This is a genomic window from Pantoea folii, assembly GCF_056678875.1.
Window position 1 is genome coordinate 648567 of record NZ_JBWXON010000001.1, and the last position, 13256, is coordinate 661822.

Genomic DNA, 13256 nt, shown 5'->3' on the forward strand with positions numbered 1-13256 from the left:
ATGCTTTTCATTTTGCTGTGAAATATCGGTGTTACGCCGACTCATAACCATTTTATAGAGAGCATAAAATGAACACAACATCGCTTAAATTCGGCGCCGCTGCGCTGGCGTTACTGGTTTTAGCTGGCTGCACACCCACCGAAGAAAAAAAAGAGGCTGGCGCCGCACCGCAATCGGCCCTGCAGAACGTACTGCAACGCGGCACGCTGAGTGTCGGTGACTGCCTGAGCTTTGCCCCCTTTGGTTTTTATGACAAAGACGGCAACCCGGATGGTTATGACGTTGATTTGGCTAAAGCACTGGCCAAGGAGATGGGCGTGAAACTGGAGATGGTGAATACCACCAGCGCCAACCGTATTCCTAATCTGCAAACCAATAAAGTCGATGTGGTGTTCTGTAACTTCACACGCAATCTTGAACGCGCCAAAGAGATCGGCTTCACCAACCCGTATGTGGTGGCCAGTGAGGCAATGCTGGTGCGCAAAAACAGTGGCATTCAATCTGCGCATGATATGGCAGGCAAAACCATCGCCACAGTGAAGGGTTCAACCAATGGGGATGAAGTCCGTAACCTCGGTATTGATGTGAAAATTCAGGAATACGACTCATCGCAAGCCGCGATCCTCGCCGTGAAGCAAGGTCAGGCCGATGCGATGATCGAAGACAACAACTTCCTCGCCTATCAGGCCAAGCTCGATCCGACGCTAACCGTGACCAACGAAGCGCTGGTACCACTGGAATATAACGCCTTCGGTGTGAAACAGGGGGATCAGGTGTGGACCAACTATCTGAATGAATTCCTGTTTGAGATTAATGCATCGGGTGAAAACGCCCAGCTGTATCAGAAATGGTTCGGTAGCAAGCCACGTTACCCGCTGAATCCGCATTATTGATTGATGTGCGGCGCGGCAGTTGATGCCGCGCCGTTCGAAGGAGTCAAACCATGAGTTATCAATGGCTAACCCTCTGGCGCTATGCCGACACCTTTCTTGAGGCCGCATGGCTGACACTGCAGGTGACATTGCTGGCCTTCGTGCTGGCGGTAGCATTGGGTTTATTGTCGGCATTAGCGAAATCATCGCCTGTTGCTCCCCTGCGCTGGATCAGTCACTGCTACGTCGAGTTTATTCGCAACACGCCGGTGCTGCTGCAAATTTTCATCATCTTCTTTGGGCTGCCCTCGCTGGGCATCACCATGAGTGCCTTTACCGCCGGTGTGCTGGCGCTGGGCATCAACGTTGGCGCTTACTTGTCTGAAACCTTTCGTGCGGGGATTCAATCGGTGCCAAAAGGTCAGCTCGAAGCCGCTTATATTCTCGGCATCCCGCGTCGGCAAATCTTTCTCAGCGTGGTGCTGCCGCAGGCGGCACGCGCCGTATGGCCGGCGATCATCAACAACCTGATTCAGCTGCTGCTCGGTACTTCGCTGCTTTCTGCGATTGCCCTGCCAGAACTGACCGGCACCGCCACGGTGATCAACGCCCGCACTCTGCTGTATATCCAGACCTTTAGCGTGGTCGCGCTGGTCTATCTGGTGCTAAGCAATCTGTTCTCCTGGCTGGGCACGGTGGCAGGACGGCGCATGTTCCACCCGCCGCTGGTGACCCCGGTAAAAAAGTCCGCCTGGTGGTGGGCAAAAAAATGGCTGACTAATCCAGTGAAACAGGAGAATGCGCTATGAGCGAGCTTATCATCAGCTCTTTCCCCATCCTGCTGAAAGGACTGGGTATCACGCTGTTGCTGTCCATCGCCGCCATTATCGGCAGCACGTTACTGGGCTTACTGGCGGCAGTGTTGCGCACCAGCCGATTGCCGGTCGCCAAACAGATCGCCGTACTCTATACCGAGCTGTTTCGCGGTACGCCGGTGCTGATCACGCTGATGTTCATCTACTTCGGCGTGGCCTACTTCGGTTATGAGATCAATCTGTTTGCCGCCGGGATCCTCGGTTTGAGCATCTATCAAGGTGCCTATATCGCCGAAGTGTTCCGCGCCGGGATTGAAGCGGTACCGAAAGGACAGTGGGAAGTGTCCTGGATTCTCGGGCTTTCCAAACGTCAAACCTTCATGAGCGTGGTATTGCCCCAAACCCGTGGCATCGTGTTGCCGCCGCTGGCCGGTCAGTATCTTTCGCTGATTAAAGACACCTCGATCGTCAGCATGATCGGCATGTCCGAACTGATGCATCAGGGCCAGGCGATTGTCGATCGCATCGGCCAACCGGTGGTGATTTACGGCCTGGTTGCCCTGCTCTACTTCGCCATTTGCTTCCCGCTTTCACGTTGGGTTCAACATCATCAAACCAGGAGCCAGATATCATGAGCCAATCTGCGATTACGCTGAGCCGCATTACTAAATCCTTTGGCTCCACTCAGGTGCTGAAAGAGATCAGTCTGGATGTTTCACCCGGCGAAGTGCTGGTGTTAATTGGTGCATCCGGCTCAGGAAAAAGCACTGTGCTGCGCATCATGAGCGGCTTAGAAACCGCTGATGGCGGCGAAATATGGGTCAACAAAGTGCCATTGCATGACCGTAAGCGCAGCAGCGAAATTTGCGGCCATGTCGGCATGGTGTTCCAGCAGTTCAACCTGTTCCCGCACAAAACCGCGCTGGGTAACGTCACCCTGGCGCTGATTAAAGCGCAAAAACTGTCGGAAGCGGAAGCCAACAAACGCGGCATGGCGGCACTGACTCGTGTTGGGCTGGCGGAGCGCGCGCATCACTATCCGGCACAGCTTTCCGGTGGTCAGCAGCAGCGCGTCGCCATTGCGCGCGCGCTGGCGGTGGAACCGAAAATTATGTTCTTTGATGAAGCCACCTCCGCACTTGACCCGGAGCTGGTTGGCGAGGTGATGGAAGTGATGCGCAGCCTGGCACGTGAAGGCATGACCATGGTGGTGGTGACGCACGAAATGGGTTTTGCCCGTAAAACGGCCGATCGCGTGGTGTTTATGGATCAGGGCGTTATCGCTGAGCAGGGTTCGCCGGAGCAAATCTTTGTTAATCCGCAGAACCCGCGCACTCAGCAATTCTTATCGCGTGTGCTTGAGCACTAACAGGAGCCACTATGTCGATTCGTTTTCCACTGCAGGCAGACGGTTTGCTGGAAGCCCAACAACCTGCGCCACGGTTTAAATCGGTAGCGGGAGCTGGCGACCAGCCGTTAACGCCTGGCAGCAATGTGTTTACCAGTGATGAAGTGTTCTCGCCGTTGATGGTGATGAAGCAATCAGCGCTGCAGAACAACCTCCACCAGCTTGCCACGTTTTGCCAGGAGAACGGCATCATGCTGGCAGCACACGGGAAAACCTCAATGTCGCCCGCGATCTTGCGCCGCGCCATTAGCGAAGGTGGCGCGTGGGGATTGGGTGCTGCCACGCCAGCACAGGTGCGTGCGCTGCGTCAGTTTGGCATCCGCAATGTGTTTCTCGCCAATGAGCTGGTCGATCCGGCGGGCATTCGCTGGATTGGCCAATGGCAGCAGCAGCATCCCGACCACGGTTTCCTGTGCTATGTGGATTCACTGCAGGGCGTAAAATTGCTGGAGCAGCATCTCGGCGATGCAAAGATTTCTGTGCTGCTGGAGATGTCGGTGAGCGGTGGTCGCACCGGCTGCCGTTCCCAACAGGAAGCAATCAAGATTGCCGAAGCGATTAAAGACAGCCCTTCACTGCAGCTGGTGGGCGTGGCCGGTTATGAAGGTGCGCTGGGGGCGGGTCGCGATGAAGCCGGTATTCAGCGAGTGAAAGCGTATTGTCAGATGATGATCAGCACCGCTGCACTGCTGGCAGACCATCAACTCTTCAGCAGCGATCACATCATCCTCAGCGCTGGCGGTGGCGCCTGGTTTGACGTGGTGACCGAGTGTTTCACTGCGGCGGAATTACCACTGCCGATGACGCCACTGATTCGCTCCGGTGCCTATATGGCACACGACAGCGGCTTGTATGCGCGCATTGCACCGTTCGCGCAACCGGGTTCGAGCCATCACTTCGATGCAGCGCTGGAAATTTGGGGGCGGGTATTGTCTCGTCCTGAGCCAGGATTGGCTTTTGTCGATTTTGGCCGGCGTGATGTGCCGTTCGACCAGGATCTGCCCAATCCATTGTGGATCCGCAACGCAGATGGCAGTGAACCGCGCGCGGCAACCCATCTGCGTATCAGTGACGTCAACGATCAACATGCGTATCTGCTATTGCCCGAAGATGAAACGCTCCAGCCGGGTGATTGGGTAGGATGCGGTATCTCTCATCCCTGCACTGCATTTGATAAATGGCGCTATCTGCCGCTGGTCGATGACGATTATTGCGTCACAGATTCACTGGAAACAGCATTCTGACCACAAAAAAGGCTGCCAACATATTGGCAGCCAGTTCTGGCACATCCCTGTACGACCATGTGGGGTCAGACGTTGTGCCTTCAATGAGCATATAATAACACACAAAATAATTAGCAGGATAATTATTTTATTTCCAGAGCCAGTTTCACCGCATCCTCGGCATGAATCAACGTGGTATCAAACAGCGGCACGCTGGCATCTTCGGGCTTCACCAGCAGGGTAATTTCGGTGCAACCCAAAATGATCGCTTCGGCGCCCTGCGCCACCAGCTCAGCAATCACCTCACGATAACGCGCTCGCGACGACTCACGAATAATGCCAAGACACAACTCCTGATAGATGATGTCATGCACCGTCTTCCGGCCCGAGGCATCAGGTACCAGCACATCAATGCCGGACTGCGCCAGACGGCCTTTGTAGAATTCCTGCTCCATGGTGAATGCCGTCGCCAGTAAGCCCACACGCTTCACGCCAGCGGATTGAATACGCTGAGCAGTCGCATCAGCGATATGGAGCAGCGGGATAGCCACGGCACCGGTAATCTGGTCAGCGACTTTGTGCATGGTGTTAGTACAGAGCACAATGAAGTCCGCCCCGCCCTTTTCCAGACTGCGCGCGGCTTCTGCCAGAATCTCGCCGGCTCGCTGCCATTCCCCCGCCACTTGCAGCTTCTCAATTTCCTGAAAGTCGACGCTGTACATCAGGCTGCGCGCTGAGTGCAATCCGCCAAGTTGCTGCTTCACTTGTTCATTGATGATGCGGTAGTAGAGCGCCGTCGATTCCCAACTCATTCCACCGATCAAACCGATCATTTTCATCTGCGATTATCCTTTATCAAGCCTGTTCAGCACTGTACGGGATTTGTCAGTCTGGTGCATGACTCTCGCTCAAATACAGGTTAGCGGCACACTTAGGCACTCTCAACCTCAATCGAGGCATTTTCCGGCCAGCGCGCTGAGGGAAACAGCGATAAGCGGATATTGAACAGATGGAACATCGGCGAAAACAACGCCTGTTCCTGTAATGTTCGCGCTTCTAAACCCAGCAGCAGGCGATTAAGTTCATGCAACAACGCCGAATGGGGCTGTGTCTGCAGGGATTTCAGCCTGCGTTTGAGGAACACACTCAGCTCATGGAACATCGCCGTACTCTCAATGCCATTCTCGGTCAGCAGCGCTTTGTGCCGCGTGTAATAGTCGTAACAGTTGGCACCAAGCCAGGCCTCGGCAATCAGATTGCCGCCGGAAACCAGATCGGGCGATGGATCGACGCGCTTACGTGGCAAGATAATGTTCACCTTATCCAGCGTACGCGCCACAAATTGCTGCCGCGCCGTCATCGTTACCGTGTTGAGGCGCAGCGCAGCGATAAACTGCAGCAGATCGCGAATCCCTTTACGCACCGCGCGTTTCGCCGTCCACGATGGACGCTTGTTACGAATAAGCAATGTCAGCACCAGGGCGATGACAATGCCCACCAGCGTCGAAATCATGGCGTTCACTATAAGCAGAAGATCGGGCTTGAAATGGTGGCTCATGCCAATCAGCCCCGGAATCTGTGTGGCGACGATCAGGCCAATCAAATTGGTTGCCGGGTTGGCAATCACCAATCCCAGCGCAAATAATCCGGGCGCGAGGCAGATGATCATCGCTTCAAACGTTACCGCTTGTGGTATCAACACGGTAACGTAAAGCAGACTGATCGCCATTGAGATCAATACGCCTTTCAGGAATAGCTTCATCGGCGCGATAGGACTGTCCAGCCCGGCAAAGAATGAGCAGAGTACCGCCGCCATCATCGGCGCAGTCGAGCCATCTTTCCAGCCGCTGCCGATCCAGAACAAGCAGGTGGCGAAGGTGGCCAGAAACGCAGTAAAGCAGGAAAGCAACAGCAAACCTTTATCGACATGCTTATGCGCACGCACGGTTTTTCCCGGCTTGACAGTCGGTGTCCACTCACTCACGCGCTCGCTGACGCTGTGATAGGCATTAGCGATACGCACGAAGTTGAGCAGGCGCTCCAGCAATCCAATCAACAAAATACTCTCTTCACTGTTGAGCCGCCCCTCCTGCCAGGCCTGCTTCAAGTGCGCCTGTGTAACGGTCAAAACATCGTGAATCTGAACCTGGTCATCGCCGTTCAGCCATAACAAAAACTGCTGGAATGCCTCTGCAACATAGTCCGGAAAACGGATTTCCTGCTGCGCCAGCAAATTAAGCCGCGACTCAATCGCTGTCAGCGTTGGAATCAAATAGGAGAGGTGCTGATACTGCACGCTGACCAACCGCACCAGACGTCGCGCGGCATCGCCTTCATATACACAGTGTGTAATCAGGGTTTCGACGTTGAGAGGATAGTTCGCCATCTGCACCAGAATATCTTCTCGTTCCACCGATTTATCAGCTGGCATCACCGTGACTAACTCGCTGCACAACTTGCGCGCATTCTGGTACCACAGGCTGACGCTTTGCTCCAACAGACTGCGCATCGACACCGGCATGATTAAGCGGTGCACCAGGCTGCTGCAGATGATCGCCACCGTGATCTCTTCAATACGCGAAATCACCGTGTAGGTGATGGCCGAGGGTGACGTGACGTCGGGAAAGCCCATGATCGCCGCACTGTAACCGGCGAGCATAAACACATAGCTTTTTGGCGTGCGGTCATGCAATGAAAGGTAAAGGCACACGGCAACCCATAGCGAGATACACAGGCTGAACAGCATCGGTGACTCTACCGTAGTGGGATAGATTAGCAGCGTAAACAGCCCACCTAGCAAGGTGCCGAAAAAGCGAAACACCGATTTCGATACGGTCGAACCCGAATAGAGTTGTGAGGCAACGTACACTGTAGTCAGTGACCAGGCCGGTTTATCGAGATTGAGTTCCAGAGCAATGTAAAAAGCCAGAAAGGCGGCAAGACAAGTTTTGGCAGAAAACAGCACTGCGCTTTGTGAAAACCACTTCATAGAGCGAAAGAAACCCATAGCAGGCAACGTAAGCGCCTATCCTGACAGAAGCATATCGAGATGACATTTTGATTTGTTATACAAATTATTACCGTGCTAATTATCTGGGCATCTATGCAAATCAAGATGACATGCTGATTACAGTGAATGATCTTGATCACAAAAAATTAGGTTATAAGCGATCGAAATTCGTTATTTATTGGTTATATAAGCGCTTTGCTATGGTGAGAAAAAATCCACGAGAGACTCATCATGCAAACAAAAATTCCTGCTCTGAGCGCGTTGGCGCTTAGTTTTGGCCTGCTCTCTGCGCACGCCTTTGCCGCTAAACCAGAAACCGTGACCATCGGCTATCAGAAAGCCAATATTTTTGCGCTGCTGAAGTATCGCGGCACGCTGGATGAAACCTTCAAGAAGGAAGGCATCAATGTCCGCTGGGTAGAATTTCCGGCCGGGCCGCAGATGCTGGAAGGGCTAAACGTGGGCAGCATCGATTTAGCCGCCACCGGCGATGCTCCACCCGCTTTCGCGCAGGCTGCCAAAGCGGATTTGATTTACCTCGGTCACTCCCCTGCTAACCCCAAAACCGAAGCCATCGTGGTACCTAAAGATTCGCCGATCAAAAGCGTGGCGGATTTGAATGGTAAGCGCGTTGGATTGAACAAGGGTTCTGACGTGAATTATTTGCTGGTGAAAGCGCTGGAAGATGCCGGACTGAATTATAAGGACGTGAAACCCGTTTACCTGCCACCAGCTGATGCGCGCGCCGCCTTCCAGAAAGGCGCGATTGATGCGTGGGTGATTTGGGATCCGTTCCTCGCAGAAGTGGAAGCGAATGCCGATGCACGTGAAATCCGTAATGCAGCAGGTTTGGTGCCGCATTACACCTTCTATCTCGCCAGCCGCCCCTTTGCCGAAGGCCATCCTGACACCGCGAAACAGGTGGTGGATGAATTGAGCAAATTGAGTGACTGGGCGAACGCCAATCAGGATGAGGCTGCCGCGATTCTGTCCAAATCGACCGGGTTAGATAAAGCAATCTGGCAGACCACGTTGAAACGCCTGCCGTATGGCGCTACGCGTATGACGCCGCAGGTGTTCGATGAACAGCAGGCGCTAGCGGATACCTTCACCCGTGTTGGATTGTTGCCGGTGAAAGTGGATGTGCGCAGTGCGACCTGGTCACTGGATAAGCAGTGACCAGGTCGTGTGCGGCCTTGCGGCCGCACACTGTTAAACAGTGATAAACACTCTGCCTAAACGCCCACGCGTTTCTGCTCGTTGATGCGCTTCAACCACCTTTTCCAGCGGGAAAGTACTATCGATAGGCACGATCAGTTCGCCTTTCGCCGCCATCACCATCAGTTCATTCACCAAATCGCGGGCAATCTGTTTTTCACCCCATTCTGGTCCCAGCAAGCATCCGATCAACGTAATACGGTGCAACAGCAGATATTCCGCATCGACCATCTGATTACGTCCAGCGAGAATGCCGATCAGAACCGCCGACCCGCCGTCTTTTAATACTTCAATGCCATCTGACAATGCTGCGCCGCCGATGGTATCGATCAGCAAATCCACTTTATTGCCGCCCAGCAATTCCCGCACCTGCTCGCCAGCCTGCTTGTCACCCACCACAATGGCGTCATTGAGGCCAAATTCACGTAATTTTTCCAGTGATTCGGGACGCGTACCGATTCCGATCACCCGGGCACCCATGCGGGATGCCAGTTGGACGGCAGCCATGCCCACCCCGCCCGCCGCGCCGAGAATGAGTACGGTTTGGCCTGGCTGCAGCTGACCTAAATGAAACGCCCATGCAGCGGTGCCTGGCCCCACCGGAATGGCGGCAGCAATGCGCGCATCCAGGCCATCTGGAACAGGAAAACAGTTATAGGCAGCGACAGCGCGACGTTCTGCATAGGCACCTCGCCAGTTAAACGTTGCCACTTTCTGACCGATCTTAAATCCCGTCACGTTTGAACCGATGGCAAGAATGGTTCCTGCCGCCGCATAGCCAAGTGACTCGCCCGCTTGTAAGTGCTGACTATTGCGCGAAATGATATCGCCACCCTCAACACTAATGGCTTCCACCGCCACCAGCAGCTCATCCTGAGTAATCGAAGGTTCAACGACATCCACCAGTTGTAAAACCTCTGGACCTCCTGGTTGGGGGTAAGTGACTGCTTTCATCTCTGCTCTCCACACTGCTGAATACGAATAATGATCGGTAGATAAAGCGTAGCGAAGCTGATGATATGTTGGTAGGCTGCATTCACATGTATCAGACATAACCCCATCATGATATCGGACAATTTTGAACCCGCGCTGCTTCGTACTTTCGTTGCCGTTTGTCATCACCGCAGCCTGACACGCGCCGCCGAACAGGCCGGACGCGCCCAATCCGCACTCAGTGCACAGATTCGTCGACTAGAGGAACATACAGGCCAGCGTTTGCTGCGTCGTACAGGACGCGGCGTCGTCCCCACCAAAGAGGGAGAAGTGCTGCTCAGTTTTGCGGTGCGAATTCTCGCGTTGGGGGAAATGGCGGTCGCGCAACTGAGTGAAAGTACGCCCGCCGGCACGCTTCGCATCGGTATGTCCGAAGATGTGGCATCGAGTTTGCTCCCCTTTGCACTTGGCAGGCTGAGAAGATTGTGTCCGGGTCTGCACATTGAGCTTTCCATTGAGAGCGATCACATCCTCGCCAGACGTTGGCAGGAGAGCGCGTTTGATATGGTCTTGGGTCTGACCGCCGGTTTCAGCGAAGACCCGTTAACCAGTTGGGAGATCGACCTGCATTGGGTGTGCGGAATTGACTATCCCTGGGATAGCGCGCTGACGGTCGATGCTATTGTTTGCGGTGAACCTTGTTCATGGCGACGCTTGATGTTTGATGCGCTGATTGAAGCAGGCAAGGAGTTTAGGATCGCGGTAACCAGCTCCAACCTGGGTGCGATCATCCCCGCTGTTGAAGGTGGATTGGGTGTGGCCATGCTGCCAGCGGAACTCATTCGTCATGACAGTATGCGTCTGGTGAATGTCGCGCAGGCTCCGGTAAAAGTGACATATGGTTTGTTTGTCACGCGGCGGCCAAATTCCAATGTCACCACGGCGCTGAATGTGATTCAGGACAGTTTAAAAACGTTGTATTAGAAGTGGGCGGCTCAAGCCGCCCGGCATGAAATGTTTTACCCTTCCCCGCGCCCAATTTGCCAGATCCCTGTCGGCGGCGTCCCGTTAACCCTCCAGCCACCGATGTCACGTGCTTTATAGATCACCGGATTGTGTGACGAGACGGTACGCGCATTACGCCAGTGGCGGTCTAGCGCTTTGCTGATACGCGTATCCGACGCGCCGATCGCGTTAAACAACTCAGTCGCTGCGCGTGGTACTAGCTCACTGGCGATCACCTGTGCCTGACCCGCTTCAGCTTCTGCCAGCGCATTTACTGCCAGAAGTTGCGCTTCGTCGCTGCTTAAGTGCGCTTCATACGCTGATTGCAGTGAATGTGCGGCGCGGATCACCGTCGCTTCGACGGCAAACGCCAGGCTGGTGATCTCACCGATGACCTGTAGCACCTGCACATCCTGACGTGATGAATCGCCGTTGCTGTGGCTGTAAATACGATTGCGAGCGGCCACCGCTTTTGCACCATCGCGTGCGACTGCCCTCCCAATCCCGGCTAGTGTTGCCAATAGCACATGTTGATAGAACGCGGTTTGATAGCGGAAGCGCGTGGCGAAATCGAAGACGTGTTCCTGCTCGACGTGAGCGTTGTCAAAGCGTGTGGTGCCGCTGCCGGTCAAGCGCTGGCCGAAACCATCCCAATCGTCTTCACGCGTTATACCAGGTTGGTGAGTGCTTACCAGAGCGATGACATCACCCTGGTTATCGTTGCGTCGTGCATACACATCAATCCAGTCCGCAAACAACGTGCCCGTGCTGTAAAACTTCTCGCCGTTGAGCGTCCAGCCATTTGAGGCGGGCGTGACGCGGGTAATCACATCCCCGAGTTTGACTGTGCCAATTTCTGTCCAGCCACTGCCCACCAGCTCGCCGTCGATAAAACGGCGGAACCAGCGATCGCGCTCTGCACTCGCGGGCTGGTTGAGGCGGTCCTCGACAAATGCAAAGTGCGCACGTAATGCCTGCGGCAGATTGGAATCCGCTTCCGCCAGTTCGGTAAGCAATTGGAACAGCTGCGGTAGCGATGCGCCCCACCCGCCCTGCTCTTTCGGGATGCGTACCGTGCCGAAGCCCGCCTCTTTTAACCAGGTGATTGCTTCATGGGGCAAGGTGCGGCTGCGTTCGCGCTCCACTGCGCCTTCAGCAATACGATCAAACAGTGGGCGGAAATGCGCCGCCAGCGCAGCGTAATCGGTGCCTGTAGAAAGTTGGTTCATAATCACTCCTGATGAGAAAGATCGTCGATGTCGTGGCGCGTCGGTTCGTGGCGCACCGCGAGCAGGAAAAAGATCGGGATGATGGCGGCAAGCGACACCACCCAGAACATATTGGTGCCCAGCGCCGCCTGCAGAATCGGCAGAATAAACAGCGCCAGCGCGCTGCCAATCCCTGACAGCGCACGACTGAAACCCACGCCAGTAGCGCGAATGGAAGTTGGATAAGAGAGCGCCGGATAGACCATCAGCTGCGCACCCGGGCCAAAGCCTTCAGCAAACAACCACAAGCCAAGCATCAGCACCGCAAACACAATCCCCGCAATCGCTTCAGGGTGCCCAATCAATGCCAATGCAATCAGTGCGAAGAACTGCAGTGCAAATCCGGCCATTGCCACATGGCGAGACGGATATTTCCAGGCCAGACGCATGCCCAGCAGACCGCCGGTGAAAGCAAACAGCGCGTTCAGGCCGAGCGATGCGGAGATCGTTTCAAACACGCCCGCGCCGAGGAACTGCGCGAGGATCGAAGGCAGGAAGAAGGCGATCGCGGTGTATTCAAACGAGATGCAGATGTTCATCACGCCTGCCACGATGGTGCGTTCACGCCAGGGTTTCTGGAACAGCACGCGGAAACTTACCTTGGGTGCCGCTTCTGCTGGTGGTGCTTCGGGTTCCGCTTCATGCGCATGAATACCGTAAGAGTCACGCAAAATACGCACCGCAGATTTAAGATCCCCCTGATTGGCTGCCCACAGCGGTGATTCGTTCATAAATTTGCTGCGTACCGCGATGATCAACAACGCAGGAACGGCCCCGAACAGCAGTGATGCGCGCCACAACCAGTCAAGATGCTCTTTCGGTAACAGGAAGTAGAGCGCGAAGATCAGCAGGAAACACACCGTTGACGCGGCGTACCACATCGGGCACCAGGCGGCGAGTCGCGCGGCTTTGTTGCCTTTGCCTGCGAATTTAGAAAATTCCGCCAGGTAGGACATCGCCACGGGTAAATCGATACCCACGCCAATCCCCATCAGGAAACGTGCGCCAATCAGTACCCAGACATTGGGCGCTAATCCCGCTGCGATGGCGGAGACCACGAAGAACAGCATATCGGCCATAAACACCGAGTAACGGCCATATTTGTCGGTCAGCCAGCCACCAATGAGATTACCGACGATGGTGCCGACCATGATTGAGGACGTCACCAATCCGGTGAGAAGAGGAGAAAGCTGGAATTCGCGTACCACATCGTCAATTCCATAAGAGAGCGTGGTGAGATCGTAGGCATCGAGGAAGACGCCGCCGAGCGCGAGGAACACAATCATGCGCGCATAATTATTTTTGTCACTGCGGGTGTTGATCAGCCTTGCCACATCACTGACCGAACGAACCGGCTCAGACGCCGGTAAGGTGTTTTCGAAAGAAACGGTACTCATAATGCCTCACGATGTTTTTTAGTTGTGCAGGTGAGGTTGTTATAAGCGCTTACCCTTCAGGTCCAAAGCAACAAATATTGATATTAAATTGTTTAAAATCAATAATA

Annotated in this window: 11 protein-coding genes and 1 pseudogene; 7 read left to right on the forward strand and 5 right to left on the reverse strand. The window is 54.6% G+C overall.

Features of this window, described 5'->3' with window-relative positions; genetic code table 11:
* Positions 1-68: 68 nt before the first annotated feature.
* From AC1MDE_RS03125 to AC1MDE_RS03145, 5 genes are read left to right on the forward strand one after another with little or no spacing between them, the layout of a single operon-like run.
* Positions 69-893 carry an ABC transporter substrate-binding protein gene (locus AC1MDE_RS03125; protein WP_479403286.1) on the forward strand — a complete coding sequence of 275 codons (825 nt, stop codon included), beginning with the start codon at positions 69-71 and terminating at the stop codon, positions 891-893.
* A gap of 50 nt (positions 894-943) precedes the next feature.
* Positions 944-1681 (forward strand): amino acid ABC transporter permease, encoded by a 738-nt coding sequence (locus tag AC1MDE_RS03130; RefSeq protein ID WP_045833600.1) that lies wholly within the window; start codon positions 944-946, stop codon positions 1679-1681.
* Positions 1678-2322 carry an amino acid ABC transporter permease gene (locus tag AC1MDE_RS03135; protein WP_045815500.1) on the forward strand — a complete coding sequence of 215 codons (645 nt, stop codon included), beginning with the start codon at positions 1678-1680 and terminating at the stop codon, positions 2320-2322. Before AC1MDE_RS03130 ends, AC1MDE_RS03135 begins: the two co-directional genes overlap by 4 nt.
* A complete protein-coding gene (locus tag AC1MDE_RS03140; RefSeq protein WP_034822369.1) occupies positions 2319-3056 on the forward strand; it encodes an amino acid ABC transporter ATP-binding protein in 738 nt (245 codons plus the stop codon). The genes AC1MDE_RS03135 and AC1MDE_RS03140 overlap by 4 nt, the downstream gene beginning before the upstream one ends.
* A gap of 11 nt (positions 3057-3067) precedes the next feature.
* Positions 3068-4339: an alanine racemase gene (locus AC1MDE_RS03145; protein WP_058960441.1), complete on the forward strand. Its 1272-nt coding sequence runs from the start codon at positions 3068-3070 to the stop codon at positions 4337-4339.
* A gap of 122 nt (positions 4340-4461) precedes the next feature.
* Here the strand turns inward: AC1MDE_RS03145 and AC1MDE_RS03150 are convergent, their stop codons facing one another.
* Positions 4462-5157, reverse strand: a complete 696-nt coding sequence (locus AC1MDE_RS03150; RefSeq protein ID WP_058960442.1) for an aspartate/glutamate racemase family protein — start codon at positions 5155-5157, stop codon at positions 4462-4464.
* Positions 5158-5249: 92 nt separating this feature from the next.
* Positions 5250-7307 carry an FUSC family protein gene (locus AC1MDE_RS03155; protein WP_058960478.1) on the reverse strand — a complete coding sequence of 686 codons (2058 nt, stop codon included), beginning with the start codon at positions 7305-7307 and terminating at the stop codon, positions 5250-5252.
* Between the two features lie 295 nt (positions 7308-7602).
* Between AC1MDE_RS03155 and AC1MDE_RS03160 the strand changes: the two are divergent.
* A pseudogene (locus tag AC1MDE_RS03160) lies at positions 7603-8507 on the forward strand (sulfonate ABC transporter substrate-binding protein).
* A 33-nt stretch (positions 8508-8540) separates the two neighbouring features.
* On the opposite strand, the gene AC1MDE_RS03165 reads toward AC1MDE_RS03160, so the two are convergent.
* Positions 8541-9500 (reverse strand): quinone oxidoreductase family protein, encoded by a 960-nt coding sequence (locus AC1MDE_RS03165; RefSeq protein ID WP_058960444.1) that lies wholly within the window; start codon positions 9498-9500, stop codon positions 8541-8543.
* A gap of 108 nt (positions 9501-9608) precedes the next feature.
* Here AC1MDE_RS03165 and AC1MDE_RS03170 point away from each other — a divergent pair, with 108 nt between their 5' ends.
* Positions 9609-10463, forward strand: a complete 855-nt coding sequence (locus tag AC1MDE_RS03170) for a LysR family transcriptional regulator (RefSeq protein ID WP_072226533.1) — start codon at positions 9609-9611, stop codon at positions 10461-10463.
* Between the two features lie 35 nt (positions 10464-10498).
* Here the strand turns inward: AC1MDE_RS03170 and AC1MDE_RS03175 are convergent, their stop codons facing one another.
* Together AC1MDE_RS03175 and AC1MDE_RS03180 are read right to left on the reverse strand one after the other, a co-directional pair.
* Positions 10499-11713, reverse strand: a complete 1215-nt coding sequence (locus tag AC1MDE_RS03175) for an acyl-CoA dehydrogenase family protein (RefSeq protein ID WP_058960445.1) — start codon at positions 11711-11713, stop codon at positions 10499-10501.
* A gap of 2 nt (positions 11714-11715) precedes the next feature.
* Positions 11716-13149: an MFS transporter gene (locus tag AC1MDE_RS03180; RefSeq protein ID WP_034822356.1), complete on the reverse strand. Its 1434-nt coding sequence runs from the start codon at positions 13147-13149 to the stop codon at positions 11716-11718.
* Positions 13150-13256: the final 107 nt, after the last annotated feature.

Bases quoted from the DNA above. Each gene is read 5' to 3' on its own strand.
- AC1MDE_RS03125 (WP_479403286.1), top strand. From the start codon at position 69: ATGAACACAACATCGCTTAAATTCGGCGCCGCTGCGCTGGCGTTACTG.
- AC1MDE_RS03130 (WP_045833600.1), top strand. From the start codon at position 944: ATGAGTTATCAATGGCTAACCCTCTGGCGCTATGCCGACACCTTTCTT.
- AC1MDE_RS03135 (WP_045815500.1), top strand. From the start codon at position 1,678: ATGAGCGAGCTTATCATCAGCTCTTTCCCCATCCTGCTGAAAGGACTG.
- AC1MDE_RS03140 (WP_034822369.1), top strand. From the start codon at position 2,319: ATGAGCCAATCTGCGATTACGCTGAGCCGCATTACTAAATCCTTTGGC.
- AC1MDE_RS03145 (WP_058960441.1), top strand. From the start codon at position 3,068: ATGTCGATTCGTTTTCCACTGCAGGCAGACGGTTTGCTGGAAGCCCAA.
- AC1MDE_RS03150 (WP_058960442.1), bottom strand. From the start codon at position 5,157: ATGAAAATGATCGGTTTGATCGGTGGAATGAGTTGGGAATCGACGGCG.
- AC1MDE_RS03155 (WP_058960478.1), bottom strand. From the start codon at position 7,307: ATGAAGTGGTTTTCACAAAGCGCAGTGCTGTTTTCTGCCAAAACTTGT.
- AC1MDE_RS03165 (WP_058960444.1), bottom strand. From the start codon at position 9,500: ATGAAAGCAGTCACTTACCCCCAACCAGGAGGTCCAGAGGTTTTACAA.
- AC1MDE_RS03170 (WP_072226533.1), top strand. From the start codon at position 9,609: ATGATATCGGACAATTTTGAACCCGCGCTGCTTCGTACTTTCGTTGCC.
- AC1MDE_RS03175 (WP_058960445.1), bottom strand. From the start codon at position 11,713: ATGAACCAACTTTCTACAGGCACCGATTACGCTGCGCTGGCGGCGCAT.
- AC1MDE_RS03180 (WP_034822356.1), bottom strand. From the start codon at position 13,149: ATGAGTACCGTTTCTTTCGAAAACACCTTACCGGCGTCTGAGCCGGTT.